Here is a 25,982-nt window from a genome sequence, read left to right as displayed (position 1 = left end):
AACAGTACATAGGGGGACATCAAGGACATACGGCAATGACTCGCCCATGGCGGCCGACGCCACGGCGAGGAAGCCCGGCCCGCGGGATCCTCGGTCGGCGCCGCATCCCGGGGTATACCGAAAAGGCCGTACCGGAATCTCCGATACGGCCTCTGACCTGCTGCTTCACAAGTCGGGACGACAGGATTTGAACCTGCGACCCCTTGACCCCCAGTCAAGTGCGCTACCAAGCTGCGCCACGTCCCGTTGCCCGCCTGACCTGGGGATTCCCCCGGCCGAACGCGCACGGAAACCATACCGCACTCGAGGGGGTGATCGCGCGCCCGTTCATCGGGGATCGCCGCCCGGCAGGGCTTGACCTGAAGCTTGGTCGAGGTTGCACGATCGCCGTATGACGATCATCGAGGAACACGCACGTTCGTACGGATACACGGATCTGCCGGCGCTGATGGGTCTGATGACCGGCGACGAGAAGCACGGCCCGGCCGCGACGTCCACGCTGGATGTGCTGTGGGTGCTCTACGACCGGGTGCTGCGGGTCGGGCCGGAGCGGATGGACGACCCCGGGCGGGACCGGTTCCTGCTGTCGAAGGGACACGGGCCGATGGCGTACTACGCCGTACTGGCCGCCAAGGGGTTCCTGCCCGTGGACTGGCTGACCGGTTTCGGCTCGTACGACTCGCCCCTCGGCCACCACCCCGACCGCCTCCTGGTGCCGGGCGCCGAGATCGGCAGCGGGTCGCTGGGGCACGGGCTGCCGATCGCGGTCGGCACGGCGCTGGGGTTGCGCGCGCAGGGACTGGACGAGCCGCGGGTGTGGACCCTGATCGGGGACGCCGAACTGGACGAGGGCAGCAACCACGAGGCGATCGCCTTCGCCGGGCCCGCCGGTCTGGAACGGCTGCACACCGTGGTCGTCGACAACTCCTCCGCCAGTCACGCCCGGCCCGGCGGGATCGTCGCCCGCTTCGAGGCGGCGGGCTGGTCCGCGCTCACGGTCGACGGCCGGGACCACGAAGCGCTGTACACCGCGTTCACCGCACCGCATCCGGGCCGGCCGCACGTGGTCGTGGCCCGGGTCGAACCCAAGAACGCCTGAACGCCCCTGCACCTCCTTCCTGTTGGTTCGAATGGTGGAAAGGACCGATTCCCGTGGACACCATGCGTGATCGTTTCGCCCCTGTCGTCACCCGGCTGCTCGACGAGGATCCGCGGGTCGCGGTCGTCCTCGCCGAGATCGGCACCGACGGCTTCGCCGAGGCACTGCGCCGGCACCCGGACCGGGTCGTCAACGTGGGCATCCGCGAGCAGCTCCTGATCGGGGCGGCCTCCGGCATGGCGCTCACCGGGCTCCGGCCCGTCGTGCACACCTTCGCGAGCTTCCTCGTCGAGCGGCCCTTCGAGCAGGTCAAACTGGATCTCGGGCACCAGGGCGCGGGCGCGGTGCTGGTGAGCGCCGCCGCCTCCTTCGACTGGCCGGCCGGCGGGTACACGCACATGGCTCCGGGGGACGTGGCGCTGCTGGACACCCTGGACGGCTGGACCGTGCACGTGCCGGGACATCCGGACGAGGCCGAGGCGCTGCTGCGGCACGCGGTGGCCGCCGGCGACGACAAGGTGTACGTGCGGCTGTCCGTGCAGTCCAACGCGCAGGGCCTGCCCGTGGACGGGGAACGCTTCCGCACCGTCCGCGAGGGGCGCTCCGGCGTCGTGGTCGCCGTCGGGCCGGTGCTGGACGCGGTGCTCCACGCCACGGAGGGCCTCGACGTCACCGTCCTGTACGCCACCACCGTCCGCCCCTTCGACGCGGCCGGCCTGCGCCGCGCCACCGGGACGGCCGGGACGGACGTCGTCCTCGTCGAGCCGTATCTGGCGGGTACGTCGACGGCGGCGGCGAACGACGCGCTCGCCGACGTGCCGCACCGGGTGCTGGGACTGGGCGTGGGCCGGGCCGAGCTGCGGCGGTACGGGCGGATCGAGGAGCACGTCACCGCCCACGGCCTCGACGCGCGGTCGCTGCGGGAGCGCATCGGGGGGTTCCTGGCCGCGGGCGGGGCGGTGCCGACGGGGGCGTGAGGCGGTCCCCCCCTTCCCGGGCGCGCCCCTCGGGGCCGCCTGTGCGCCGGCGTCCGTGACGGCCGGGACCGCTTCGGCGGGGACCGGGGTGCGCATCGCGGGCATCACGAGCAGGGCGGCCGCCACGACGAGGCCGGTCGCCCCGGCGACCGGCCGTACGTGCCGCGTTCCGAGCACCGGGGCGGCGGGGCCCGCGGGGGCCTGGCCGGCCGGCGTCATCGCGAGCGAGCCCGCCGCGTCGTAGGCGTGGATGCGGTTGAGGGCATCGGGCGGGACCTGCGTCCGCACCCTGGTCGCCCACCGGCACCCCCGGAGCGACAGTCCCGCCCCGGCGACGGCCGCGATGACGCCCCCGTCAGGTGCGCGCTCCGAACTCCCGCCGTCCTTCGACGAGGTCGGCACGGAAAGCCCCGTCCTCCGTGCGCCGGCCGGCTCCCCCCGGTGAGCGGCGGCAGCCGGAGCCCCCCTCCGGCCCCGGCTGCCGCTCACGGTCCCGGATCATGCCACGGGGCACTGACAACGTCCCGGGAATTTCAGCCCGCGTGCGGGAGGCCGAGGCGGGGGTGCGCCTCCAGCAGGCGCGGCGGGGCCGCCTGGCGCCAGGAGTCGGCGAGGATGTCGCGGAGTTCGGCCTCGTCCTCCAGGGCGGCGAGGCGGACCCTGACCCAGGCGAACTGCGCCTCGTGGCCGGCGATCCAGAACTTCTCCGGCTCGGCGAGGGCCAGTTCGTCGCGCTCCTCCTTCGGGCAGCGCACCGCGATGGAGGTCTCGTCCTCGGGCAGGGTGGCGAACATCTTCCCCGCGACCCGGAACGTGGGCATGCTCCAGGCGACCTTCTCCGTCGTGTCCGGCAGGGACAGGGCGATCCGTCGTACGTCTTCGGCTTCGAGCATGGCAGGGACCGTAGTGGCCACCACTGACAATCACCTGGTGGAAGGGGAAATCGCGCCCGCTCCCAGACGTTTGTAGTAGATCGTCGTCGGCCGCAGCACCCCGCCCGGATCCGCCGCGTAGTCGGGGATCGCGCCGACGGGGGTCCAGCCGGCCGAGCGGTAGAGGCGCTCGGCGGGGCTGTCGGTCTCGGTGTCCAGGTGCAGCAGGGTGATGCCCCGCGCGGCGGCCTCCTCCTCCGCGACGGTCAGCAGCCTGCGGCCGAGACCCCGGCCGCGGGCCGTGCGGTGCACCATCAGCTTCACCAGTTCGGCGCGGTGGCGGCTGTTGGGCCTGTCGGGCAGGGCGAGGCTCACCGTGCCCAGCACCCGGCCCGGCCCCTCGTGCGCCACCCACACCACGAGCCGGCCGTCGGCGACGGCGGCGGACCGTTCCTGCCACCATGCGGCCGCCTCCGCGCGGTCGAGCGGCGCGAGGAAGCCGACGGAGGCGCCGCCGTCCACGGTGTCGGCCAGCAGGTCGGCCAACTCACCGATCCGCTCGAGCAGTCGAGTCCCGTCCGGGCGAGTGATGTTCACGGCCGCACCACCGCCAGTACGTAGCGCGCGCCTCCGGGCCCGGGGCAGCGGAACCGGGTGGGCCCCCAGACGCGCAGCCTGAGGCAGTCACCGGCGGCGAGGTGGTGCTCGACGTCCTCGGTCGTCACGGCGAGGGTTCCGTCCAGGACCCAGATGTGCTGTTCCAGGCCGGGCACGGGCGGCCGGTCGTAGGCGAGGTCCGCTCCGGCGACGAGCCGCCCCTCGACGAGCTCGCCGCGCAGCCCGCCGTGCGGCGGGGAGACGGAGCGGCGGACGAAGCCGGAGGCGCGGTCCTCCCACACCGGCTGCTCGGCGGCCCGCACCACCGGCTGGGGCTCCGCTTCGACCTCGCTGAGCAGCTGGGACATGGTGCGCCCGTAGACGGCGCACAGGCGGTTCAGCAGGGAGGCGGTGGGACTGGTCTCCGCCCGCTCGGCCCGGGACAGGGTGGACCGGCTGATCCCGCTGCGCTCCGCGAGCTCTCCGAGGGACCAGCCGTGTTCGCCCCTGAGCTCGGCCAGTCGCGCGCCGAGCCGGACGTCGACGGGGTCCGGAACCGGCCCGGCCTCATCGTGTTTCACATCCGGGATGATATCCCGGAACAGAGACGGAGGGCTGTGGTTCCCGTCACCGGCGGCCTCCGGGGGCCGCCCGCGTACGCGAGGTGCCGCATCCCCTCGGGGTGGCCGGCCGGGCCGCCGGGCCCCGCCGGACGGCCGGCCCGGCGGTGGAAGTCGCGGCAGGCCCGCCGGCAACCGCCCGCCGGCTGACACGCCGTCATCCCCCTGGGGCCGTAGACGACATGGCGGGTGCCGTAGAGGTCCCGGTCGCGGTGCCTGGTGCGGTTCCCGGACTCCGGAAGAGGGCGTCCTCGCAGCGGAAGCCCCTCAGGAACAGCGGCCAGGTGTCCTCGCCGGGACCGGTGAAGACCGTGTCGGCGTGCGCCGCCGCCTCCTCGGACAGCGAGGTGACGTGCGGCCCGCCCCTGGCGACGGGGACGCCGACCGGTTCCCTACGCCACCCCGGCCGCCGCGCGGAGCGCGTCCAGCACCGGTCGGATCAGCGGATGCTCCTCGGCGCCCCGGCGCACGGCGGCGAAGACCCGGCGGGTCGGCGCCACACCGTCGACCGGGCGGACGACGACGCCCGCGAGGTCCATCCCGCGCAGCGCCGAGCGGGGCACCAGCGCGACGCCCACGTCCGCCGAGGCGAGGGCGACCACCGCGCGGAAGTCGTCCGAGGAGTGCTCCAGACGGGGCTGGAAACCGGCGTTCTCGCAGGCCAGGACGACCACGTCATGGCAGGGGTTACCGGGGTACGGGCCGATCCACGGGTCCTTGGCCAGCTCGGCGAGCGGCACCTCGGCACAGTCGGCCAGCCGGTGGGTGACGGGGACGACCGCGTCGAACGGCTCGGCGTACAGCGGTACATGGGTCAGCCGCGGGTCGTCGGCGGGCGGTGCCCCGCGGTACTCGACCGCCACGGCGACGTCGACCTGCCGGTCCAGCACCATCGGCAGGCTGGCGTCGCCCTCGGCGTCCTGCACCCGGATGCGGATGCCGGGCGCGGACGCGGCGAGACGGGCCACCGCGGGCGCGACGACCTCGGCGATACCGGTCGCGAAGGCGGCGACCGTGACGGTGCCGGCCGAGCCCGCGCCGTACGCGGCGAGCTCGGCCTCGGCCCGCTCCAGCTGGGCGAGGACCGCGTTGGTGTGGCTGAGCAGGATCTCGCCCGCCGGGGTCAGCCGTACGCCCTTGGCACCGCGCTCCACCAGGCGGTGGCCGGTCTCCTGCTCCAGCGCGGCGAGCTGCTGGGAGACGGCCGAGGGGGTGAGGTACAGCGCGGCGGCTGCCGCCGTGACCGTGCGGTGGTCGGCCACCGCACGGAGGATGTGGAGCCGCCGCGCCTCGATCATGGGACCGATTCTCTCAAATGCCGCGATGTGCTCCGCTCAGGCGTCGAGCTCCGCCCGGGCCGCCACGAAGGCGTCCACCGCGCGGTTCACGTCCGCGGTGGAGTGCGCGGCGGACAGCTGGACGCGGATCCGGGCCTGGCCCTGCGGCACCACGGGGTAGGAGAAGCCGATCACGTACACCCCGCGCTCCAGCAGCAGCTCCGCCATGCGGCCGGCGCGGGCCGCGTCGCCGATCATCACGGGGGCGATGGCGTGGTCGCCGGGGAGGATGTCGAAGCCCTCCTCGGTCATCCGGCGGCGGAACAGGGCGGTGTTCTCGGCGAGCCGGACGCGCAGGTCGTCGGCCGACTCCAGCAGGTCGAGGACCTTCAGGGAGGCCGCGGCGATCACCGGGGCGAGCGTGTTGGAGAACAGGTACGGGCGGGAGCGCTGGCGCAGCAGGGCGACGATCTCCGCGCGGGCGGCGACGTAGCCGCCGGAGGCTCCGCCGAGCGCCTTGCCGAGGGTGCCGGTGATGATGTCGACGCGGTCCATCACGCCGTGCAGCTCGGGCGTCCCGCGCCCGCCGGGGCCGACGAAGCCGACGGCGTGCGAGTCGTCGACCATGACCATGGCGCCGTGGCGGTCGGCGAGGTCGCAGATCTCGCGCAGCGGTGCCACGTAGCCGTCCATGGAGAAGACGCCGTCGGTGACGATGAGCGTGCGCCGTGCACCGCCCTCGGTGGCCTCCTTCAGCTGCCGTTCCAGGTCCGCCATGTCGCGGTTGGCGTAGCGGAAGCGGCGGGCCTTGGACAGCCGGATGCCGTCGATGATCGACGCGTGGTTCAGGGCGTCGGAGATCACCGCGTCCTCGGGGCCGAGCAGCGTCTCGAACACGCCGCCGTTGGCGTCGAAGCAGGAGGAGTACAGGATCGTGTCCTCCTGGCCGAGGAACGCCGACAGCCGCGCCTCCAGTTCCTTGTGCACCTCCTGGGTGCCGCAGATGAAGCGGACGGACGCCATGCCGTAGCCCCAGCGGTCGAGTGCCTCGTGGGCGGCGGCGATCACCTCGGGGTGGTCGGCGAGGCCCAGGTAGTTGTTGGCGCAGAAGTTGAGGACCTCGCCGGGACGGCCGCCGGCGGTGACGTTCACGGTGGCCGACTGCGGGGTGCCGATGACGCGCTCGGGCTTGTGCAGTCCGGCGGCGCGGATCTCGTCGAGGGTGGCGCGCAGGTCGTCGCGCACGGAGTCGAACATGGGGGCTCCCTGAAGGTGCGTGCGGGTGAGGTGGGGAAGTCAGGCGGTCCAGTCGAGGATGACCTTGCCGCCCCGGCCGCTCGCCGCGTCCTCGAAGGCCGCCTCGAAGTCGCGGTAGCCGTAGCGGCCGGTGATGACGGGCGCGAGGTCCAGGCCGCCCTCCAGCAGGACCGACATGGCGTACCAGGTCTCGAACATCTCACGGCCGTAGATGCCCTTGACGGTGATCATCGAGGTGACGATCCGGGCCCAGTCGACCGGGAACTCCTCGGCGGGCAGGCCCAGCATCGCGATCCGGCCGCCGTGCGTCATGTTGGCGATCATGTCCCGCATGGCCTCGGGACGGCCGGACATCTCCAGGCCGATGTCGAAGCCCTCGCGCAGGCCGAGGGCGTGCTGACCGTCGGCGATGGTCGACTCGGCGACGTTCAGCGCCAGGCTCACCCCGATCTTGCGGGCGAGTTCCAGACGCTCCTCGCTGACGTCGGTGATCACGACGTTGCGCGCGCCGGCGTGCCGGGCCACCGCGGCGGCCATCAGGCCGATCGGGCCGGCCCCCGTGATCAGGACGTCCTCGCCGACGAGCGGGAAGGACAGGGCGGTGTGCACGGCGTTGCCGAACGGGTCGAAGATCGCGGCGACGTCGAGGTCGACGGGGACGCGGTGCACCCAGACGTTGGTGGCGGGGAGCACGACGTACTCGGCGAAGGCGCCGTCGCGCCCGACCCCGAGCCCGACCGTGGCCCGGCACAGGTGCCGGCGTCCGGCCAGGCAGTTGCGGCACTTGCCGCACACCAGGTGCCCCTCGCCGCTGACCCGGTCACCGGTCTTGATGTCGGTGACGTCCCGGCCGGTCCCGACGACCTCGCCGACGAACTCGTGCCCGACGACCAGCGGGGTGGTGATCGCCTGCTGGGCCCAGCCGTCCCAGGCCCGGATGTGCAGGTCGGTGCCGCAGATACCGGTGCGCAGCACCTTGATCAGCACGTCGCCGGGTCCGACGGCGGGCTCCGGGACGTCCGCGAGCCACAGCCCGGGCTCCGCCTTCTCCTTGACCAGCGCCTTCAACGCTACGGCTCCTGAGGGTGAGTGCCGGCGCCGGGGCACGCCGAAGAGGCCCCGGTCCGGGAAGGGAAGTGGAATCGCACTGCAATCTGCCGTACACCACCCTCACCGGTCCATCGAGGTTTTCTTAAGCTCGGCCACAGCTTTCCTTCACGCCGTCACCCGTCCGGCCGCGCCGCCCGGGCTCACCGCGGCAGCCCGTCGTCCTCCCGCCGCTCCAGCCGTACGACGAGGTCCGCGGCCTGCTCCTTGATGGCCGCGAGCCCCGGCCGCCCCCACGCCCTGGGCCGGACGTCGGTGACCGAGACGGTGCCGAGCACCATGCCGGTGCTGTCGACGAGCGGCGCGCCCAGGTAGGAGCGGATGCCGAACTCGTCCACGACCGGATTGCCCGCGAAACGCGGATAGTCCGTCACGTCCTCCAGCACCAGCGCCTTGCGCCGGACCACCACATGGGGGCAGAACCCGTGGTCGCGGGGCTGTGCCCGGCCCAGCAGGGCGCCGGTGCCGTCGCCGCGCACGACCGGCGCGACGGCCGGGGTGTACAGGCCCGCGAAGAACTGCCCGTTCTCGCCGAGGAAGTTGACCATGGCGTACGGCGCCCCCGTGAGCTCGGCGAGGCCGTACGCGAAGGCGTCCAGCGCGGGCTCGGGACGGTCCCCCAGTCCCAGCCGGCGCAGCCTGCGGGTGCGTGCCGGGGCCTCCTTGTCCTCGGGGGTGAGCAGCAGACGACCGGCCGGGCGCGGCGGGTCGTAGCTCATGGGCGGGCTCCCGGGGTGTGGGCGAAGATCATGGGCGGGCTCCGTGAGGTGTGCGGGGGTCACATGTGGGCGCCGTACCCGGTCGCGGGAGCCGGGGCGTGGGCGATGAGGTGCCGGACGAGGGTCAGCAGGGTCTGGACGCCGGAGCTGGAGATCCGGGCGTCGCAGCACACCACGGGGACCTCCTCGGGGAGGTCGAGGGCGGCGCGCACCTCCCCGGGGTCGTAGCGGAAGGCACCGTCGAACTCGTTGACGGCGACGATGAAGCCGAGGCCGCGCTGCTCGAAGAAGTCGACCGCGGCGAAGCACTCCTCCAGGCGCCGGGTGTCGACGAGGACGACCGCGCCGAGCGCGCCCTCGCAGAGCTCGTCCCACATGAACCAGAACCGCTCCTGGCCCGGCGTGCCGAACAGGTACAGCACGTGCTCCGCGTCGAGGGTGATGCGGCCGAAGTCCATGGCCACGGTCGTCTCGACCTTGTTCTCGATGCCGTCCAGGTTGTCGGTGCCGGCACTGACCGTGGTGAGGAGTTCCTCGGTGCTGAGCGGCGCGATCTCGCTGACCGCGCCGACGAAGGTCGTCTTGCCCACACCGAACCCGCCCGCCACGAGGATCTTGAGTGCCGTGGGGAACGGGTCGGCGCCGTCGACGCGGTCAGAGCTGTCGTCGTAGTCCATCGAGCACTGCCTCCAGAAGGGCCCGGTCCGTCGGATTGTGGTGGAACGCGGGGGGTTTGTCGGTCAGCGCCCCGCAGTCGACGAGGTCCGCCAGCAGCACCTTGGTGACGGCCACCGGCAGCCTGAGGTGGGCGGCGACCTCGGCGACCGGGACGGGTGCGCGGCACAGGTCGAGCGCCTGCGCGTGTTCGGGGCCGAGGTAGCCGAGGGGGGTGGAACCGGTGGCTCTCACCTGCGACATGAGGTCGAGCGCGACGGTGGGCCGGGTGCGGCCGTTGCTGACCGTGAACGGGCGCACCAGCCGCCCGGCCGCGTCGTCGAGCCAGGGTCCGTCACCGGCCGCCGTCACGCTCAAGGCCTCATCGCCGTGGGTTCGACGGCCGGCTGCCGGGGGGCGGTCATCAGATACGGCCGGACGCTCTTGACCAGCATCGCCATCTCGTAGCCGAGCACTGCCGCGTCGGCCTCGCGGCCGGCCAGCACGGCGAGGCAGGTGCCGGAGCCGGCGGTGGTGACGAACAGCAGCATCGAGTCGAGCTCGACGACGACCTGGCGGACGTCGCCGCCGTCGCCGAAGCGAACGCCTGCGCTGCGGCCGAGGGAGTACAGGCCGGAGGCCAGGGCGGCCATGTGGTCGGCGCTGTCCGCGTCGAGGCCGTGCACGGACTTCACCAGTCCGTCGCACGAGAGCAGTACGGCGCTGCTGGTGTGCGGTACGCGTTGCACGAGGCCGCTCATCAGCCAGTCGAGATCGGATACATGGGCGGTCGGCGCATCGCTCGCCATGGTGGATCGACTCCTTGGGATACGAGGGTCTGCCGGAGCGCTGGGCAGGGGTGCGGGGGTGGGTGTGGGCGTCGGGGTGGAGTGCGGCGTGGTCATCCGGCGGGTGCGCTCCCGTCGTGCCGGACGGCGTGGCCGGTGCGGGGTGCGGGTCCCGCCGGCCCGGCCCCGTCGGGTGCGGGGCGCTCGCCCGTGGGGCGGACCGAGTCCGCCTGGTCACGCTCCATCTGCTGCTGGGACTCCGCGAGGCCGAAGCCCCGTTGGAAGGCTGCCATCAGGTCGGGGTCGTGGCCGGCGACGTGTTCGGCGCCCTGGCGGGGGGCGGGGGCGTCGCGCAGTTGGGGTGCGATGTGCTCCTGGGCGCGGCGGCGGGGCAGTTGAGGCTTGCCCATCGTGCCGCGCACCGTGCCGGGGCGCGGGGTGGGGGAGGTGCTCCCGTTCTCCGCGAGGTCGTGCCGGTCGTCGTGGTGGGCGCCGGGCACGGCCTCGGCTGGGTGGGGCCGCACCGCGCGGGCACCCCGCACGGGCAGCGGCGGGGCGGCCGCGCCGCGCTGCGGCGACGTGGCCGGGGCGGGGACGCTCTCCCTGCGGTGCCGCCGCGGGACGGCGGGGGGTGCCACGGGTGTGAGGGGCGCCCCGGGACCCGGCACCGGCCCGCCGCCGTGCGCGGTCCCCGGTGCGGACACGTCCCCGGGTGAGGGGGCGGACGGCGTGTGACGGGGCGTCGGGACCGTTCCGGTGCCACCGTCGTGCGGCTGCCGGTCCGCCTCCTGTCCGCCGTCGGCGGTCCCCGGCTCCGTACCGAGCAGTGCCTGCGGCACCACGAGCACGGCCTGGACCCCGCCGTAGATGTTGGTCTGGAGGCGGACGCGGATGCCGTGCCGCCTGGCGAGTTGCGAGACCACGAACAGACCGATGCGGCCGTCGGCCAGCAGGCTGGCGACGTTGACCTGGCCGGGGTCGGCGAGCAGGGCGTTCATCCGGTCCTGTTCGCCGACCGACATGCCGAGTCCGCGGTCCTCGACCTCGACGGCGAGCCCGGAGGTGACGAGGTTGGCCCGCAGCAGCACCTGGGTGTGGGGGGCGGAGAACACCGTGGCGTTCTCGACGAGTTCGGCGAGCAGGTGGATGACGTCGGCGACGGCGTGCCCGCGCAGGGTGCCGTCGACCGGCGGTACGAGCTTGACCCGGGAGTACTGCTCGACCTCGGCGATGGCCGAGCGCAGCACCTCGGTCATGGAGACCGGGTTGCTCCACTGCCGCCGGGAGACGGCCCCGCCGAGCACGGCGAGGTTCTCGGCGTGGCGGCGGATGCGGGTGGCCAGGTGGTCGACGTGGAAGAGGCCCTTGAGCAGGTCGGGGTCCTCGATCTCGTTCTCCAGCTCGTCGAGGATCGAGATCTCCCGGTGCACCAGGGACTGCAGGCGCCGGGCGAGGTTGACGAACACCTCGAGCTTCTGTTCGCTGTCCGTCTGGCCGGAGAGCCGGGACGCCTGCACGACGGCGGTGACGGCGCCGTCGTGCGCGCGGGCGAGGTCGGCGGCGAGCAGGTCGAAGTCGTCGGCGTCCGCGGCCGGTTCCTCCTGCTGCCGGTGCGGGGGCGGGCCGTCCCCCCGGTGCAGCGTCTCCACGAGGGTGCGCAGGTCGGCCTCGCGCCGGGCGGTGCTCCGGCGCAGCGCGCCGATGCGGTCGTGCACGGACCGGGCGGCGCGGTCGGCGGCCACGGCGGCGATGACGATGCCGGCGAGCGTCACCGACGTCGCGCCGCCGAGCACGCCCCACAGGGTGAGGCCCGGCCGCACTCCGGTCGAGCGAACGGTGAACAGCACGGCCGCACAGGCGCTGAGGGCCACCGCGATGGGCGGGAGGACGGCGAGGCGCAGCAGGTGGGACCGTATGTGCGTCTCGGGCAGCGCGGGAGCGGTCCGGGCGGGCGGACGCCCGTGGCGCCCGCCCTCGCGCCGGTCCGGGCGGGCGGCCGGAACACGGGGGTCGGGCATCGGCGTCCTCGAACCGGTCCGTCGGTTCCGGTTTCCGGGGGAGCGCACGGCGGTACGGCCGGGCTCCCGGGCCTCGGCCATGGTGCCGGTGGACACCGGCGTGCCGGTCGTGCCCGGGGCGTCCGCCGGGCCCTGGCGGCGGGGCCCGTCGCCCCGCCGGCTCCCTCGTCCGCCTTGTGCCTGCACGTGCCCGTCCCCGCTCCCTGATCCGACCTGATCGACGCCGATCGACGCGGCCCGGCGGCGCGGTGCGCCCGTCGACCCGAGTCGTCAGCGGTGTCGCCGTACCGGTCGGGAGAGCCCGGGCAGGCCGAAGGTGCCGGCCATGCGCCGCCCGACCGACACTCACCGTAGTCGCCACCGCATCATCCGCGGTGGGCAGTTGACAAACTCATGCGGACAGCATCCCGCTCTGGTATGAGGTTCCGTACGACAGACCGATAACCCTCCGGGGTGAGGGGTCACAATCGAAAGAAGGTCGATTCGACCTGGCCACAAGCGATCACACGGAGGATGCGGGGCCGGGGAGCCCTCACCCCTCCCGGTCGCCACCCTCCCCGCCCCGTCCGCTCGCGGCCGGCCCTCCGACCCCGCGAGGAGGCGCCGGCCCGTCCGATTCCACCGGCCAGAACATCACTCAGAGTAGCTGCCGACGCCCGGCTCACGGCGGCCGCCCGCCGAACCGCCGGTGGTGGACCTCGATGTCGGCGTACCGGTCCCGGGTCAGGACGCCGCGTGCCGTGTCCGGGTCCGGCGCCCGCACCGGCGCCGCCGTGCCCAGCCGGGTGTCGCCGTCGTCGGACAGCAGCGGCCCGTACGCGATCAGCTCGTCCCGGCCGGGCGGCACGGCGAGGCCGGCGGCCTGCCCCGTGCCGAGGCCGAGCACCAGGTACCGGTCGCCGCCGGTCCGGCCGCCGGGAGGTCACGCATGGTGCGCCCCGGTGTGCTGCGCCCCCGGGTGCCGGATCCCCGTCATCACGCGGTCCGGCGTCCGGGCCGTGGCGGCGGGGTCGCCCCCGCCGGCGTCACCGCTCGCCCGCCGATTCCAGACCGGCCGGAGGGGAAACCTCGGCCGCCGGTGCCGTACGGCGGCGCCACGGCCGCCCGATCGGTGCGGAAACGGTCCGCCACCAAGGATCGGCGGGAAGCTCCCCGGCCGGTTCGAAGGGCTCTCCGGGCCGCGGGAGGGCGACCGCCGTCCCGGCCTCCCCCGCGGCGTCCCGCATCCACTCCGCGGGCTCCGCCCACGGGTGCGGCGCGAGGTTGAAGGTGCCCCAGTGGATGGGCAGCAGCACGCCGGCCGCCGGATCGCCGTCCTGCAGGTCGAGATGCGACCGGACGCCCTCCTCGGGCGTCATGTGGATGTCGGGCCAGAAGTCCGAGTACGCGCCGACCTGGATCATCGTGACGTCGAACGGGCCGTGCTCGGCGCCGATGTCCCTGAAGCCCTCGAAGTAGCCGGTGTCACCGCTGTGGTAGATCCGGTGCTCCTCCCCGGCGACCACCCAGGAGGCCCACAGGGTGTGCTGGGTGTTGCGCAGGCCACGGCCGCAGAAGTGGCGGGCCGGGGTGGCGGTCAGGGTGAGTCCGCCGATCCTCGTCGTCTCGTGCCAGTCCAGCTCGCGCAGCCGGCCGGCGGACACGCCCCAGTGCTCCAGGTGCGCACCGACGCCCAGCGGTACGGCGAACAGGGTGTCCGTGCCGGCCAGCGCCCTGATGCTGGGCAGGTCCAGGTGGTCGTAGTGGTCGTGCGAGATGACGACGGCGTCGACCGGTCCGAGCGCGGCCAGCGGCAGGGGCGCGGGGTGCAGCCGCCTGGGTCCGGCGAAGGGGAACGGGGAGCAGCGCTCGCCCCACACCGGGTCGAACAGGACCCGTTGCCCGTCGATCTCCGCGAGCACGCTGGAGTGGCCCATCCAGGTCAGGCGCAGCCCGGTGACGGGGGGCCGGGAGAGGTCGGCGAGGGTGGTGGCGTGCACCGGCACCGCGCCCCTGGGGGCGCGCCGCGACCGGGAGTCCTTGTCGAGGAAGACCTTCGCCAGGTCCCGCGTCGAGCCCGACGGACGGGTCCGGGCGGTGCCGCCGGGATTCTGGAACACCCCGTCCTTGAAGTGCGGGGATCTGCGGATGCGCGCCATGCGCTCACCGCTGGGGTCCGCGCCGAAGGCCGCGGGCCGCAGCGCGCGGAGCCCGGGGCTCTGAGAACGGAGATCGGCCACGGTGCCTCCCAGTGGAGTCGGTCGGGCATTCCATTATGTGCGGCCGGTCCGGCGCCGGAGGCCGGACGGGGTGCACGGGCCCCGCGGGACGGCCTGTGATCACGGCCCTCGGGAGCGGCCCCTCGCACGAACACCCGTGAGGGACGGGGTCGTTGGGCGGCGCATGGGGCGGCGGACTAGGGTGAACGGCGTGACCAGGGTGCGGTTGAGCGTGGCCGAGCGGCGCGGGGAGATGCTGCGGGCCGCCGTCGAGCAGATCGAGATGCGGGGTGTGGCGGCGGTCAGGGTCTCCGACGTGGCCTCGGCGCTCGGTGTGAGCAACGCACTGGTGCTCTATCACTTCTCGACGAAGGAGAAGCTGGTCGCCGCCGCCTTCGCCCACGCGGCCGAGGACGACCTCGCGCATCTGCGCAAGCTGCTCGGCCGTCGCACGACGGCCGTGCGCCGGCTGCGGGCGGCCGTACGGTGGTACGCCCCCACGGGCCGGGCCAAGGGCTGGCGGCTGTGGATCGAGGGCTGGGCGATGGCCCTGCGCGAGCCGGCGCTGCGGGAGGTCACGCGGGACCTCGACCGGCGGTGGAAGGCCGCGCTCACCGAGGTCATCGCCCAGGGTGTGGCGGCGGGCGAGTTCCGGTGCCCGGACCCCGCCGCGTCGGCCCTGCGGCTGACCGCCCTGCTCGACGGACTCGCGGTGCAGCTGACGTCCTACGACGGCGCGGTGTCGCGGGCGCGGGCACGCGCGTGGGCGGACGAGGCACTGGCCCGGGAACTGGGCCTGGACCGGAGGGCGCTGACGGCGCCGGCACGCTGAGCCGGGGCCGGCGCGCCCCGCGGGGCCCGGTGGCCGGCGCCCCCGTGCGCGGCCGGCCCCGCGGCGCGTCGCGTTTCCGGCGGAGTTCCGGGGGCGCGCCGGTGAGCCGCGTCCCGTCGTCCGGTGACGCGGCTCACCGCACCGGGGCTCACGCCACCGACGCGATCCGCACCTTGATGTCGTCCGGCGACAGTGTCCCCTTGGCCGTCACGTGGTCGCCCGACGATTCCCCGCGCAGGCGGCGCCCGATCCACGGCACCAGGTACTGACGGGCCCAGTGGACGTCGTCCCGCCGGATCTCGAGCGTGCCGCGGGGCGGCAGGGGCGGCCAGGGCTGTTCCGGGTCGGCCGGGACCTCCAGGCCGAGGACCTGGCCCGCGCGGAGCGCCACGCGCGTGTGCCCCTCGGGCGACAGGTGCAGCCGGTCGGCGTCCCAGGCCCTGCGGTCCTGCACGCTCTTGAGGGACCACAGGTCGAGCACGGGGCAGCCGTACCGGTCGGCGATGGCCCGCACATGCCCGTTGTACGTGGCGATCTTGCCGCGCAGATGCTTGAGCACGGGCACGCCGCGGGTGTCGAACCCGGTCGTCACCATGACCGTGCCGCACGCGGCCGCGAGGGCGGCGATCGCCCGCTCGAAGCGCTCGGCCACCTCGTCCGGGTCGCTGCCCGGGCGGATGATGTCGTTGCCGCCCGCGCAGAAGGAGACCAGGTCGGGGGCGAGTTCGACGGCCCGGGGAAGCTGGTCCGCCACGATCTGGTCCAGCAGTTTGCCGCGCACCGCGAGATTCGCGTACCGGAAGTCGCCCTCGGGCCGGCGGTCGGCGAGAAGCACGGCGAACCGGTCGGCCCAGCCGACGAACGCCCCGTCGGGGCCGGGGTCGCCGACACCCTCGGTGAAGCTGTCCCCCACCGCCACGTACGACCCGATCACTGCTCTGCTGTCACTCTTCGAATCGTCTGCCACAACAGCACATGATTCACCTTCGAATGTGACTTACGCGACCGTAGGAAGGGGTTGACGGACGGTGAGATAAGCCACTTCCCAGGACTCGGTCGGTTCCGGAACACGCCGAAGGCCGGATCCGGGGATCGGGATCCGGCCTTCGGCGGCGTGTCAGGCAGGTCGTCTCGCGGGGGTCAGAGGGAGACGCCCTTCGAGCGGAGGTACGAGACCGGGTCCACGTCCGAGCCGTAGTTCGGCGAGGTGCGGATCTCGAAGTGCAGGTGCGGGCCGGTGGAGTTGCCGGTCGAGCCGGAGAGGCCGACCTGCTGACCGGCGCTCACGGTCTGGCCGGCCGAGACGGACAGCGAGGACAGGTGGGCGTACTGGGCGTAGTAGCCGTCGTTGAGCTTGATGACGACCTGGTTGCCGTACGCGCCGGCCCAGCCCGCGGAGACGACCGTGCCGGCGCCGACGGCCTTCAGGGAGGTGCCGGTCGGAATGCTGAAGTCGACACCGGTGTGGTAGCCGCTGGACCACATGCTGCCGGCCACCTTGTAGCCGGTGCCGACGCCGCCGCCGGGCACCGGGGAGCTGTAACCGGAGGCGCTCGCGGCCTGGTTGGCGGACGTGGTGTCCGAGGAGGCGGACTGCGCGGACTCGGCGGACTTCTCGGACTCCGAGGACTGCGACGGCTGGGCGGCGGGCTTCTCGGACGACGAGGACTTCGAGGCGTCGGAGGAAGCGGACGCGGACGCGTTCGACGGGGAGGACTTCTGCGGCGCGCTGTTGGCGGCCTCGCCGTCGATCGAGAGCTTCAGACCGGGGTGGATGAGCGAGGGGTCGTCACCGATGGCCTCGCGGTTGTCCGCGTAGAGCTTCTTCCAGCCACCGTCGACGTCCTCGTTCGTGGCGATCTTCGCGAGGTAGTCGCCGGCCTTCACGGTGTACGTGCGGGCCTCGCCGTTCTTCTCCGCGGCGGCCTTCTGGCCGGAGACGGAAAGGGACTGGACGGCCTTTTCGGGAGCCGCCTGCGGCGTGGCGGCGTGAGCGCCGGTGGCGCCGAGGAGCGGCAGGGCGAGCGCGGCGCCACCGGTTCCGGCGACGGCGATGGAACGGGTGAGACGCTGGGTCTTGGTACGGCGGTGCTTACCCTTCGCGGGCATGACGAATTCCTCTCCGGCGCCTACGAGGTGAGCTGTCGGGTTCGGGCTGGAGATGCCCGGCCGCGCTGCGACGCGACTTAACCCCAAGCCGTTCCGGAGACCGGAACAGGCAGTCGTACCTGTGGGTCCCCCGCTCCTGCCGTACACGGGTCAGTGTGTGCGGGCCCCGGACGGCGGCAGGATTAGGCGTCCGTCCGGATCGGTGGCGAACGTAAGCGACCAGGACGCGAAGGGACAAGCGCGAGGTTCCCCCCGAACCCCTTTTTCCGTGATCCACAGGCACGAAAGGCGTCACCGAGCGTCAACCGGGATTCCGATTCCTCTCCGAATTCCCTTGTCATCCGGCTGAATTACGTGAGCATGGCGACAACACATCGTCACGGATATGACGATGCTCACGCACCCCTCCCCCATCTCCCTTTCTTTCGGGGCACGTTATACCTAATGCACCTAATCGGACAGAACGCCCGAATCAGCCGATCACAGGCGCCGCAATCGGAACACCGCGGCGTCCAGATCGCCGCGCAGACCGGTGCGCAGACCGTGGTGCAGCAACACGGCACCCCGGTGCACTTCGCCCTCCCCCAAGCCCTCGGCTCCGCTCGAGCGGGAGGGACCCCCACCGCGGCATTCGTACGAGGACGTCGCGTCGAGGCCCCGCAGCCGGAGCGCGGGCACGGGCTCCCCGTAGTGCTGCGCCTGGAGCCAGGCGAGGACGACGGTCTCGTCACCGAGGACGTACTGCACCGCGCTCAGTCCGCCCTCCGGGGCGCGCAGCCGGTACAGCTCACCGCGCTGGACGACGGGCCGGATCTCCTTGTAGAGCGCGACCCACTCCCGCGCCTCGGCCAGTTCCTCCTCGGTCCACCGCGTGAGGTCACCGCCGACCCCGAGCACCCCGGCCATGGCGCTGACGAACCGGAAGCGCAGGGAGCTGACCCGTCCGTTCAGCATGGCGTTCGGGCTGTCGGTGACCCAGGCGGCCATGACCCGCGCCGGGTGGATCTGACTGAAGCCGTACTGGATGGCGAGCCGGTCGAGCGGATCGGTGTTGTCCGAGGTCCACACCTGGTCCGTGCGGCCGAGGATGCCGAGGTCGATCCGCCCGCCGCCGCCCGAACAGGACTCGAAGGACACGCCCGGGTGGGCCGCCCGCAGCCGGTCCAGCAGGGCGTACAGGGCGTGCACGTGCTCGGTCCACAGCCGCTGCGGGTACGGGTCGCCGGGCCAGCCCGCGTCGGTGAAGCAGCGGTTGAAGTCCCACTTCACGTAGTCGATCGGGGCACTGGAGAGCAGTCCGTCGAGCTGTTCCCAGAGGTACTCCCGGACATCGGGGCGGGCGAGGTTGAGGACGAGCTGGTTGCGGAACTCCGTACGTCTGCGCCCGGGCTGGAACTGCACCCAGTCCGGGTGGGCGCGGTACAGGTCGCTGTCCGGGTTGACCATCTCCGGCTCGACCCAGATGCCGAACCGCATGCCCAGCCCGTGCACATGGTCGGCGAGCGGCTTCAGGCCGCCGGGGAAGCGGTCGGGGTTGGGCGTCCAGTCGCCGAGTCCGGCCCGGTCGCTCGTGCGGGCCCCGAACCATCCGTCGTCGACCACGAACAGCTCCACGCCCATCGCGGCGGCCCGCGCCGCGAGCACCCGCTGCCGCTCCTCGGAGATGTCGAACCCGGTGGCCTCCCAGGAGTTGAACAGCACGGGCCGGTCCCGCTCCGCGTCCGGGACGACGTACCTCCGCTGGTAGGCGTGCCACGCGCGGCTGGCGCCGCCGAAGCCGCCGTCGCTCCACAGCCCCGCGAAGACCGGAGTGACGTGGGTCTCGCCCGTGCCCAGCATCAGCAGACCCGAGTCGTCGTGCCCCGCGCCACCGGTGATCTGCACGCGCGCGTCGGGCAGCCGGGCGACCGCGATCCGCCAGGAGCCCGACCAGCCGAGGGCGCAGCCGTAGACCTCGCCGCGCTCCTCGGTGGCGTCGGTGTCGAGCGCGACCCACGGCAGGTGCTGGTGTCCGGTGTGGCCGCGGCGGCTGCCGATGACCGCCTCGCCGTGGTCGAGCGGGGAGCGTGTCAGCCGGGACTCCGCGGCCCAGCGGCCGTGCAGCCGGGACAGCCGCCACGGCTCGCGGTCGGGCAGGGTCCAGGTGGCGGAGTCGGCGCGCAGCACCTCGACGGCCGGCCCCTGGTTGTCGAGCGTCACCCAGCGCTCGATCACGTCGTCGCGCATCCGGTAGTGCAGGGTCACGGTCAGCCCGCCGTCACGGAAGCGGAGCCGGAGCTCGCCGGCGTCGCTCTCGTGGCCCTCGAAGGCCCACTCGGTGCCGCGCCGCTCGCGCGTGCGCACGGACAGGGCGGGGCGGACGAAACGGGGACCGCCTTCGACGGGGTACTCCTCGCGCCCGTCCAGCGGGGACTCGAACGGCCAGTAGTCCGGCAGCGGGCGCCGAGCGAGGGCCTGGGCGTCGGCGAGCGCGATCCTCGGGCCCCAGTGCAGGTGCACCAGCTCGTCGCGGTCCGTGAGGTGGACCGCGTAGCTGCTCGTCGGCCCCGACAGGAGCCACGTGCGACCGTCCTCCGACACCTCCGGCATCGATCCCCCACAGACTCGAACAGACACGATCAGGCACCAACATCATCGGGGGCGCCGGGGCCGGCGGCAATGCCTGTGGACAACTCATTGCCCCGGGCAGCCATGTCGTATCGTCAAGTGGTGTCCGTCGACGAGCCGCGCCGGCGGCACCGAGTGGGAGGAGCCCCCGTGACGCAGCAAATCCCGTCGACCGAACCCGAGCTGGCCGGCGTGCGCAACTTCCGCGACGTGGGCGGACTGCCGACCGTGGACGGTCGGCGGGTGCGGCACGGGGTGTTGTTCCGCAGCGGTCATCTCGCCCACGCGACCGAGGAGGACGCCGCCTTCCTGTCCTCCCTGGGACTGCACACGATCTTCGACTTCCGCAACTCGGCCGACCAGAAGCTGGAGGGGCCGGACGTCGAGCTGCCGGGCGTGCGCAATGTGAACCTGCCGCTGAGCGACCCGGCCGACGGCGCGGAGTTCTGGAAGATGGTGCGCGACGGCGACCTGGACCAGCTGCGCTCGATCCTCGCGGACGGCAAGGGCGCGGACCGGATGATCGCCTCGTACCGCATGACCATCAAGCAGCGCACCGCCGAGCACTCCCGGGTGCTGCACGCGCTCGCCGAGGACAGCGTCCCCGCGCTGATGCACTGTGCGGCGGGCAAGGACCGGGCGGGCCTGTCGGTGGCGGTGACGCTGCTCGCGCTGGGCGTCGAGCGGGACGCGATCTTCGACGACTACCTGAAGTCCAACGCCAAGCACCGCCGCTACAAGGTGCACCGCAGCAGCAGCTCCGCCTCGGCCTATTCCCCCGAGGTCATGGAGCTGCTCAACCCGCTGTTCGACGCGCGCGCGGAGTACCTGTCGGCCGCCTTCGAGACCATCGAGGAGACCTGGGGCGGCGTGGACCCCTACCTGGAGAAGGCGCTCGGGCTCACCCCCGAGACCCGGGAGCGGCTGCGCGAGCGCCTTCTCGACTGAGGCCGGGGCCTACTTCTTCGGAGCCACCTCGAACAGGAAGTAGATGAAGGCCGCGAAGAGGTGCCCCACGACGACGTAGATGAACAGCCTCACCCACAGGGCGCGGGGGAACTTCTCCTCCATGTTCTTGCCGGTCATGGCGCTTCTCCGTGGGTCGGGCCCAGGCACAGCGCGGCCGTGGGACTCTGCAGCAGGGTGTGGACGAACAGGAGCTCGACCCCGTCGGCGTCGGCGGCGGCGATGCGGTGGGGCGTCAGCGAGTCGAAGTGCGCGCTGTCGCCCGGGTCGAGGCGGTGCAGGGTGTCCCCGAGCCGCAGCCGCAGCCGCCCCTTGAGGACGTACAGCCACTCTTCGCCGGGGTGGACGCGCACGATGTCGCCCTGGGAGCCGTGCGGCACCCGCACCCGCAGGGCCTGCATGCCGCGCCCGGGGGCGCCGGCCGGCCAGTACGTCCAGCCGCCCGCGGCCGTGGGCTCCATGTCGGCGGCGCGCACCACGGCGTCCCGGTCGGCGGCCGTCTCACCGAGCAGCTCGGAGACCGTCGTACCGTAGGTGCGGGCGAGGGAGAGCAGCATCGGGAGCGAGGGCTGGCGCTGCCCGGTCTCCAGCCGGGAGAGATGGGCGGGCGACAGACCCGCGTCGCGGGCGGCGGCCTCCAGTGTCAGGGAGGCCCGCCGCCGCAGGGCGCGCAGCTGTGGCGCGACCACGGGGAGCGCACCGGCCGGCTCGGCCGGCGGCTCCGTCTCGGAGGGGCTCATGCCTCCATTCAGCCGGAGTTTTACCCCAGGGGCAATTTTCTTGCCTCGCAGGCAAAGCGGGCCGGGTGCGGTCAGCGGTGGGCGACCGCCTGCTTCACCAGCGTCCTGCCGAAGTCCCACACCAGGCCGCCGTCGTGCGCGTCGTCCATCACCGCGGTGAAGGCGTCCACGAACCGGTCCACCTCCCGCTCGCCGATGATCAGCGGCGGGATCAGCTTGATCACCTCCATGTGATCACCGGAGACCTGGGTGAGGATCCGGTGCCGTTGCAGCAGCGGTACGACCACCATCTGCGCGAAAAGTCCCTTGCGGGCGGCCTGGAGCATGGCCCAGCGGCCGCGCAGCTTCAGCGACCGGGGCCGGCCGAACTCGATGCCGATCATCAGGCCCCGGCCCCGGACCTCGGCGAGCAGCTCGTACTTCTCGGTCAGTGCGGCCAGCCGGGTGCGCAGCAGTTCTCCGGTGGCCCGGACGTTCGCGACGATCTGCTCGTCCTCCATGACCGACAGCACCGCGAGGCCGGCCGCCATCGCCTGGGCGTTGGCCCCGAAGCTGGCCGAGTGGACCAGCACCCGGTCCATCGACGAGTAGACCTTCCGGAAGATCCAGTCCCTGCCGATCGTGGCGCCCACCGGCACATATCCGCCGGAGAGCGCCTTGGCCACGCACACCAGGTCCGGCTCGACCCCCTCCTCGTGCTGGTAGGCGTAGAAGTCGCCGGTCCGCCCCAGTCCGGTCTGCACCTCGTCGGCGATCAGCAGCGCCCTGTGCCGGTGCAGCAGCTCCTGCGCGGCGCGCAGATAGCCGGGCGGGGCCTCGTGCACGCCCTTGCCCTGGATCGGCTCGACGATCAGGGCGGCGACGTCCCCCTTCCGCAGCTCCCGCTCCAGCGCGTCCAGATCACCGAGCGGTACGGCCGTGTCGGGCAGCAGCGGGGCGAACCCGTCCCGGAAGCCGGGCTCGCCGTTGACGGACAGGGAGCCGGTGGTCAGGCCGTGGAAGGCGTGCTCGCAGTACAGGACGCGTGGCCTGCCGGTCACGTACCGGGCGAACTTCAGCGCGCCCTCGACCGCCTCCGTACCGCTGTTGCCGAAGAAGACCCGGTCCAGGTGGGGGCTGTGCGCGAGCAGCTTCTCGGCCAGCAGCCCGGGCAGCGGCTGGCAGTCGAAGCGGGTGAGGTCGGCGAGGGAGGCGTCCAGGACGTCGTGCAGCGCCTTGCGGACCACGGGGTGGTGCCGGCCCAGGCCCATCACCCCGAACCCGGCGAGCATGTCCAGGTAGTCGTTGCCGTCCGCGTCCCAGAAGTGGGCGCCCTCGGCACGCTCGTAGACCTTGTCGAAGCCGATGGTGTGCAGCATGCGCGGGAGCTGGTGGTTGAGGTACCGGGCGTGCAGCTCGTAGCGCTCGGCCCCGCGCTCGGCCAGCAGCGCGCCGAGGTCGAAATCCCCCGTCCGCGACGACTCCGACGCTGACTCCGCAGTGGTCATGCCTGGTGCTCCTGTCGGTCCGGTGACTGTTCCGGCTGTCGGTCCGGTGGCTGTTCCGTCAGCCCTGCCTTGACGGCGAGGCTCGCGCTGATCCGTCCGGCGATCTCGACCGGTGTCAGGCCGATGTCGGCGAGCACCTCGCCGCGCTTGGCGTGCGCGAGGAACTGCTCCGGGATGCCGAACCGCCGCACGGGCACGTCGACCTCGGCGTCGCCCAGCGCCAGCGCCACCGCCGAACCGACCCCGGCCGCCCGGCTGTTGTCCTCGACGACGGCCACCAGACGGTGCCGGGCGGCCAGTTCGGGCAGGGCCGGGTCGACGGGTTTGACCCAGCGGGGGTCGACCACGGTGCACCCGACGCCGCGCGCCTCGAGCAGTTCGGCGGCCTGCAGGCAGACGGTGGCCATGACGCCGACGGCGACCAGCAGCACGCGGGGATCGTCGGCGCGGTGCAGCACGTCCAGGCCGCCGACCCGGTCGAGCGCCGGGACGGCCGGGCCGACGGACTCCTTCGGGAACCGCAGCAGGGTCGGCGCGTCGTCGACGGCGACCGCCTCGCGCAGCTGGGCGCGCAGCTGGTCGGCGTCGCGGGGCGCGGCGATGCGCAGGCCGGGGACGACCTGGAGGACGGACAGGTCCCACATGCCGTTGTGCGAAGGCCCGTCGACGCCGGTGACACCGGCCCGGTCCAGCACGAAGGTGACCCCGCAGCGGTGCAGTGCCACGTCCATCAGCAGCTGGTCGAAGGCGCGGTTGAGGAAGGTGGCGTAGACGGCGACGACCGGGTGCAGGCCGCCGGTCGCCAGGCCCGCCGCGGACACGGCCGCGTGCTGCTCGGCGATGCCGACGTCCCACACCCGGTCCGGGAACCGCTCGGCGAAGGCGCCCAGGCCGACCGGATGCAGCATGGCGGCGGTTATCGCCACCACGTCCTCGCGTTCCTCCCCGATCCGGACGATCTCCTCGCCGAACACCGAGGTCCAGGACGGTCCGCCGGACGGCGCGAGCGGCGCGCAGGTGAGCGGGTCCATGACGCCGACGGTGTGGAAGTGGTCCTCCTCGTGGGCCAGGGCGGGTTCGTAGCCCCGGCCCTTCTCGGTGAGGCAGTGGACCAGGACGGGGCCGTGGAAGCGCTTGGCGCGGCGCAGCGCGGACTCCACGGCCTTGATGTCGTGACCGTCGATCGGTCCCACGTACTTCAGGCCCAGGTCCTCGAAGAGGCCCTGGGGGGCGAACGCGTCCTTGAAGCCCTTCTTCGCGCCGTGCAGGGCCTCGTAGAGGGTGGGGCCGATCACGGGCGTGCGCTGCAGTACGTCCTTGCCCCAGGCCAGCACGCGTTCGTAGCCGTCGGTGGTGCGCAGGGTCGCGAGGTGGTTGGCGAGGCCGCCGATGGTCGGGGCGTAGGAGCGCTCGTTGTCGTTGACGACGATGATCAACGGGCGGTCCTTGGCGGCGGCGATGTTGTTCAGCGCCTCCCAGGCCATGCCGCCGGTCAGCGCGCCGTCACCGATCACCGCGACGACGTGGCCCCGCTCCCCCTGCACCTGGCGGGCCTTGGCGAGCCCGTCGGCCCAGCCGAGCGCCGTGGAGGCGTGGCTGTTCTCGATGACGTCGTGCTCGGACTCCTCGCGCGAGGGGTAGCCGGACAGGCCGCCCTTGCCGCGCAGCTTGGAGAAGTCCTGACGGCCGGTCAGGAGCTTGTGCACGTAACTCTGGTGGCCGGTGTCCCACAGGATCCGGTCGACCGGTGACTCGAAGACCCGGTGCAGGGCGACGGTGAGTTCCACCACCCCCAGGTTGGGTCCGAGATGGCCACCGGTTCTGGCCACCGCGTGCACCAGGAACTCCCTGATCTCCTGGGACAGTTCGCCGAGTTCCGCCTCGGACAGCGCCTTCAGGTCGCGTGGTTGCCGGATGCTCTCCAGAATCGTCACGCTCGGGCCCCCTTCGGTTCCGTGCTGTTCAGCTCACGGTGACGGCCGGCTCCCCCGGCGCTGCGCCGTCCTTCTCCATCTGCTCGGCGAGCTTCATCGCCTCGTCGATCAGGGTCTCCACGATCTTCGACTCGGGGACGGTCTTGATGACCTCGCCCTTGACGAAGATCTGCCCCTTGCCGTTGCCCGAGGCGACACCGAGGTCGGCCTCCCGGGCCTCGCCGGGACCGTTGACCACACAGCCCATCACCGCCACGCGCAGCGGCACGTCCATCCCGGTCAGACCCGCGGTGACCTCCTCGGCGAGCTTGTAGACATCCACCTGGGCCCGCCCGCAGGACGGGCAGGAGACGATCTCCAGACCCCGCCGGCGCAGGTTGAGCGACTCCAGGATCTGGATGCCGACCTTGACCTCCTCGACCGGCGGCGCCGACAGCGAGACCCGGATGGTGTCACCGATGCCCTGGGAGAGCAGCGCACCGAAGGCGACGGCCGACTTGATCGTGCCCTGGAACGCCGGGCCGGCCTCGGTCACCCCGAGGTGCAGCGGGTAGTCGCACTGCTCGGCGAGCTGCCGGTAGGCCTCGATCATCACGACCGGGTCGTTGTGCTTGACGGAGATCTTGATGTCCCGGAAGTCGTGCTCCTCGAACAGCGACGCCTCCCACAGCGCCGACTCCACCAGCGCCTCGGGCGTGGCCTTGCCGTACTTCTGCAGCAGCCGCCGGTCCAGCGAGCCGGCGTTGACGCCGATGCGGATCGGGGTGCCGTGGTCGCGGGCCGCCCGGGCGATCTCCCTGACCTGGTCGTCGAACTTCTTGATGTTGCCCGGGTTCACCCGGACCGCCGCGCAGCCCGCCTCGATCGCGGCGAAGACGTACTTGGGCTGGAAGTGGATGTCGGCGATCACCGGGATCTGCGACTTGCGGGCGATGGTCGCCAGCGCGTCGGCGTCGTCCTGGGTCGGACAGGCCACCCGCACGATCTGGCAGCCGGACGCGGTCAGCTCGGCGATCTGCTGGAGCGTCGCACCGATGTCGGACGTACGCGTCGTCGTCATCGACTGCACGGACACCGGAGCGTCCCCGCCCACCGCCACCGACCCGACCTGGATCTGCCGGCTC

General features: G+C 72.8%; 24 protein-coding genes, 1 tRNA gene, 1 pseudogene and 1 riboswitch. Of the genes and pseudogenes, 4 read left to right on the top strand and 22 right to left on the bottom strand.

Annotated elements, in window-relative coordinates; translation table 11 throughout:
* Nucleotides 1-172: 172 nt before the first annotated feature.
* Nucleotides 173-246: transfer RNA gene (locus tag RIM90_RS14060), tRNA-Pro, on the bottom strand.
* A 145-nt stretch (nt 247-391) separates the two neighbouring features.
* Between RIM90_RS14060 and RIM90_RS14055 the strand changes: the two genes are divergently transcribed.
* Together RIM90_RS14055 and RIM90_RS14050 are read left to right on the top strand one after the other, a co-directional pair.
* The gene (locus RIM90_RS14055) at nt 392-1,099 is read left to right on the top strand and encodes a transketolase (protein WP_309061017.1); all 708 of its coding nucleotides are present in this window, start codon (nt 392-394) and stop codon (nt 1,097-1,099) included.
* A 53-nt stretch (nt 1,100-1,152) separates the two neighbouring features.
* The gene (locus RIM90_RS14050; RefSeq protein WP_309061016.1) at nt 1,153-2,076 is read left to right on the top strand and encodes a transketolase; all 924 of its coding nucleotides are present in this window, start codon (nt 1,153-1,155) and stop codon (nt 2,074-2,076) included.
* A gap of 533 nt (nt 2,077-2,609) precedes the next feature.
* Here the strand turns inward: RIM90_RS14050 and RIM90_RS14040 are convergent.
* The 13 genes and pseudogenes from RIM90_RS14040 to RIM90_RS13980 form a co-directional block, all read right to left on the bottom strand.
* Complete coding sequence (locus tag RIM90_RS14040; protein WP_309061015.1) at nt 2,610-2,969, bottom strand: MmcQ/YjbR family DNA-binding protein; 360 nt, start codon at nt 2,967-2,969, stop codon at nt 2,610-2,612.
* A gap of 30 nt (nt 2,970-2,999) precedes the next feature.
* Nucleotides 3,000-3,545 (bottom strand): GNAT family N-acetyltransferase, encoded by a 546-nt coding sequence (locus RIM90_RS14035; RefSeq protein WP_309061014.1) that lies wholly within the window; start codon nt 3,543-3,545, stop codon nt 3,000-3,002.
* Nucleotides 3,542-4,126 (bottom strand): XRE family transcriptional regulator, encoded by a 585-nt coding sequence (locus RIM90_RS14030; RefSeq protein WP_309061013.1) that lies wholly within the window; start codon nt 4,124-4,126, stop codon nt 3,542-3,544. Before RIM90_RS14030 ends, RIM90_RS14035 begins: the two co-directional genes overlap by 4 nt.
* Before the next feature lie 431 nt (nt 4,127-4,557).
* A complete protein-coding gene (locus RIM90_RS14025) occupies nt 4,558-5,463 on the bottom strand; it encodes a LysR family transcriptional regulator (RefSeq protein ID WP_309061012.1) in 906 nt (301 codons plus the stop codon).
* 36 nt (nt 5,464-5,499) lie between these two features.
* Nucleotides 5,500-6,699: a glycine C-acetyltransferase gene (locus RIM90_RS14020; RefSeq protein WP_309061011.1), complete on the bottom strand. Its 1,200-nt coding sequence runs from the start codon at nt 6,697-6,699 to the stop codon at nt 5,500-5,502.
* Nucleotides 6,700-6,738: 39 nt separating this feature from the next.
* A complete protein-coding gene (tdh, locus tag RIM90_RS14015) occupies nt 6,739-7,767 on the bottom strand; it encodes an L-threonine 3-dehydrogenase (protein WP_309061010.1) in 1,029 nt (342 codons plus the stop codon).
* Nucleotides 7,768-7,949: 182 nt separating this feature from the next.
* Nucleotides 7,950-8,525: a GAF domain-containing protein gene (locus RIM90_RS14010; protein ID WP_309061009.1), complete on the bottom strand. Its 576-nt coding sequence runs from the start codon at nt 8,523-8,525 to the stop codon at nt 7,950-7,952.
* A 59-nt stretch (nt 8,526-8,584) separates the two neighbouring features.
* Nucleotides 8,585-9,202 carry an ATP/GTP-binding protein gene (locus tag RIM90_RS14005; protein ID WP_309061008.1) on the bottom strand — a complete coding sequence of 206 codons (618 nt, stop codon included), beginning with the start codon at nt 9,200-9,202 and terminating at the stop codon, nt 8,585-8,587.
* Nucleotides 9,180-9,551, bottom strand: a complete 372-nt coding sequence (locus RIM90_RS14000) for a DUF742 domain-containing protein (protein WP_309061007.1) — start codon at nt 9,549-9,551, stop codon at nt 9,180-9,182. Before RIM90_RS14000 ends, RIM90_RS14005 begins: the two co-directional genes overlap by 23 nt.
* Nucleotides 9,552-9,553: 2 nt before the next feature.
* Nucleotides 9,554-9,988: a roadblock/LC7 domain-containing protein gene (locus RIM90_RS13995; protein ID WP_309061006.1), complete on the bottom strand. Its 435-nt coding sequence runs from the start codon at nt 9,986-9,988 to the stop codon at nt 9,554-9,556.
* Nucleotides 9,989-10,080: 92 nt separating this feature from the next.
* Nucleotides 10,081-11,985, bottom strand: a complete 1,905-nt coding sequence (locus tag RIM90_RS13990; protein WP_309061005.1) for an ATP-binding protein — start codon at nt 11,983-11,985, stop codon at nt 10,081-10,083.
* Between the two features lie 661 nt (nt 11,986-12,646).
* Nucleotides 12,647-12,942, bottom strand: a pseudogene (locus RIM90_RS13985) (hypothetical protein); the annotation flags it as partial.
* A 68-nt stretch (nt 12,943-13,010) separates the two neighbouring features.
* Nucleotides 13,011-14,204 (bottom strand): MBL fold metallo-hydrolase, encoded by a 1,194-nt coding sequence (locus tag RIM90_RS13980; protein WP_309061004.1) that lies wholly within the window; start codon nt 14,202-14,204, stop codon nt 13,011-13,013.
* Between the two features lie 190 nt (nt 14,205-14,394).
* On the opposite strand from RIM90_RS13980, the gene RIM90_RS13975 reads away from it, so the two are divergent.
* A complete protein-coding gene (locus RIM90_RS13975) occupies nt 14,395-15,015 on the top strand; it encodes a TetR/AcrR family transcriptional regulator (RefSeq protein WP_309061003.1) in 621 nt (206 codons plus the stop codon).
* Nucleotides 15,016-15,163: 148 nt separating this feature from the next.
* Here the strand turns inward: RIM90_RS13975 and RIM90_RS13970 are convergent, their stop codons facing one another.
* The 3 genes from RIM90_RS13970 to RIM90_RS13960 form a co-directional block, all read right to left on the bottom strand.
* On the bottom strand, nt 15,164-15,949 hold the full coding sequence (locus tag RIM90_RS13970; RefSeq protein ID WP_309061029.1) for an SGNH/GDSL hydrolase family protein: 786 nt from the start codon (nt 15,947-15,949) through the stop codon (nt 15,164-15,166).
* 206 nt (nt 15,950-16,155) lie between these two features.
* Nucleotides 16,156-17,124, bottom strand: a complete 969-nt coding sequence (locus RIM90_RS13965; RefSeq protein ID WP_309061002.1) for a LysM peptidoglycan-binding domain-containing M23 family metallopeptidase — start codon at nt 17,122-17,124, stop codon at nt 16,156-16,158.
* A gap of 4 nt (nt 17,125-17,128) precedes the next feature.
* A riboswitch (cyclic di-AMP (ydaO/yuaA leader) is annotated at nt 17,129-17,290 on the bottom strand.
* 314 nt (nt 17,291-17,604) lie between these two features.
* Nucleotides 17,605-19,713 (bottom strand): alpha-galactosidase, encoded by a 2,109-nt coding sequence (locus RIM90_RS13960; RefSeq protein ID WP_309061001.1) that lies wholly within the window; start codon nt 19,711-19,713, stop codon nt 17,605-17,607.
* Between the two features lie 168 nt (nt 19,714-19,881).
* Between RIM90_RS13960 and RIM90_RS13955 the strand changes: the two genes are divergently transcribed.
* Entirely contained in the window at nt 19,882-20,679 is a 798-nt protein-coding gene (locus RIM90_RS13955) for a tyrosine-protein phosphatase (protein WP_309061000.1), read from the top strand.
* A gap of 9 nt (nt 20,680-20,688) precedes the next feature.
* Here RIM90_RS13955 and RIM90_RS13950 read toward each other — a convergent pair whose 3' ends face one another.
* The 5 genes from RIM90_RS13950 to ispG all read right to left on the bottom strand — a co-directional run.
* Nucleotides 20,689-20,817, bottom strand: coding sequence for a DUF6126 family protein (locus tag RIM90_RS13950; protein ID WP_309060999.1), 129 nt, complete (start codon nt 20,815-20,817; stop codon nt 20,689-20,691).
* Complete coding sequence (locus RIM90_RS13945; protein ID WP_309060998.1) at nt 20,814-21,437, bottom strand: XRE family transcriptional regulator; 624 nt, start codon at nt 21,435-21,437, stop codon at nt 20,814-20,816. The genes RIM90_RS13950 and RIM90_RS13945 overlap by 4 nt, the downstream gene beginning before the upstream one ends.
* Nucleotides 21,438-21,508: 71 nt before the next feature.
* Nucleotides 21,509-22,924: an aspartate aminotransferase family protein gene (locus RIM90_RS13940; protein ID WP_309060997.1), complete on the bottom strand. Its 1,416-nt coding sequence runs from the start codon at nt 22,922-22,924 to the stop codon at nt 21,509-21,511.
* Nucleotides 22,921-24,858 (bottom strand): 1-deoxy-D-xylulose-5-phosphate synthase, encoded by a 1,938-nt coding sequence (dxs, locus tag RIM90_RS13935; RefSeq protein WP_309060996.1) that lies wholly within the window; start codon nt 24,856-24,858, stop codon nt 22,921-22,923. Before dxs ends, RIM90_RS13940 begins: the two co-directional genes overlap by 4 nt.
* Before the next feature lie 28 nt (nt 24,859-24,886).
* On the bottom strand, nt 24,887-25,982 hold a 1,096-nt coding region (gene ispG, locus RIM90_RS13930; protein ID WP_309060995.1), incomplete at its 5' end, for a flavodoxin-dependent (E)-4-hydroxy-3-methylbut-2-enyl-diphosphate synthase.

This window comes from Streptomyces sp., from assembly GCF_031181555.1.
GTDB classification, from domain to species: domain Bacteria; phylum Actinomycetota; class Actinomycetes; order Streptomycetales; family Streptomycetaceae; genus Streptomyces; species Streptomyces fimbriatus.
Note: the sequence above shows the minus strand (reverse complement) of the source record. Positions and strands in the feature narration are given on the sequence as shown.

Excerpts from the sequence above, each read along its gene's own strand:
- RIM90_RS13945 (WP_309060998.1), bottom strand. The coding sequence starts at position 21,437 with ATGAGCCCCTCCGAGACGGAGCCGCCGGCCGAGCCGGCCGGTGCGCTC.
- RIM90_RS13965 (WP_309061002.1), bottom strand. The coding sequence starts at position 17,124 with ATGCCCGCGAAGGGTAAGCACCGCCGTACCAAGACCCAGCGTCTCACC.
- RIM90_RS14055 (WP_309061017.1), top strand. The coding sequence starts at position 392 with ATGACGATCATCGAGGAACACGCACGTTCGTACGGATACACGGATCTG.
- RIM90_RS14005 (WP_309061008.1), bottom strand. The coding sequence starts at position 9,202 with ATGGACTACGACGACAGCTCTGACCGCGTCGACGGCGCCGACCCGTTC.
- RIM90_RS14040 (WP_309061015.1), bottom strand. The coding sequence starts at position 2,969 with ATGCTCGAAGCCGAAGACGTACGACGGATCGCCCTGTCCCTGCCGGAC.
- RIM90_RS13990 (WP_309061005.1), bottom strand. The coding sequence starts at position 11,985 with ATGCCCGACCCCCGTGTTCCGGCCGCCCGCCCGGACCGGCGCGAGGGC.
- RIM90_RS13950 (WP_309060999.1), bottom strand. The coding sequence starts at position 20,817 with ATGACCGGCAAGAACATGGAGGAGAAGTTCCCCCGCGCCCTGTGGGTG.
- RIM90_RS14020 (WP_309061011.1), bottom strand. The coding sequence starts at position 6,699 with ATGTTCGACTCCGTGCGCGACGACCTGCGCGCCACCCTCGACGAGATC.
- RIM90_RS13960 (WP_309061001.1), bottom strand. The coding sequence starts at position 19,713 with ATGCCGGAGGTGTCGGAGGACGGTCGCACGTGGCTCCTGTCGGGGCCG.
- RIM90_RS13940 (WP_309060997.1), bottom strand. The coding sequence starts at position 22,924 with ATGACCACTGCGGAGTCAGCGTCGGAGTCGTCGCGGACGGGGGATTTC.
- RIM90_RS14025 (WP_309061012.1), bottom strand. The coding sequence starts at position 5,463 with ATGATCGAGGCGCGGCGGCTCCACATCCTCCGTGCGGTGGCCGACCAC.
- RIM90_RS14010 (WP_309061009.1), bottom strand. The coding sequence starts at position 8,525 with ATGAGCTACGACCCGCCGCGCCCGGCCGGTCGTCTGCTGCTCACCCCC.
- RIM90_RS13995 (WP_309061006.1), bottom strand. The coding sequence starts at position 9,988 with ATGGCGAGCGATGCGCCGACCGCCCATGTATCCGATCTCGACTGGCTG.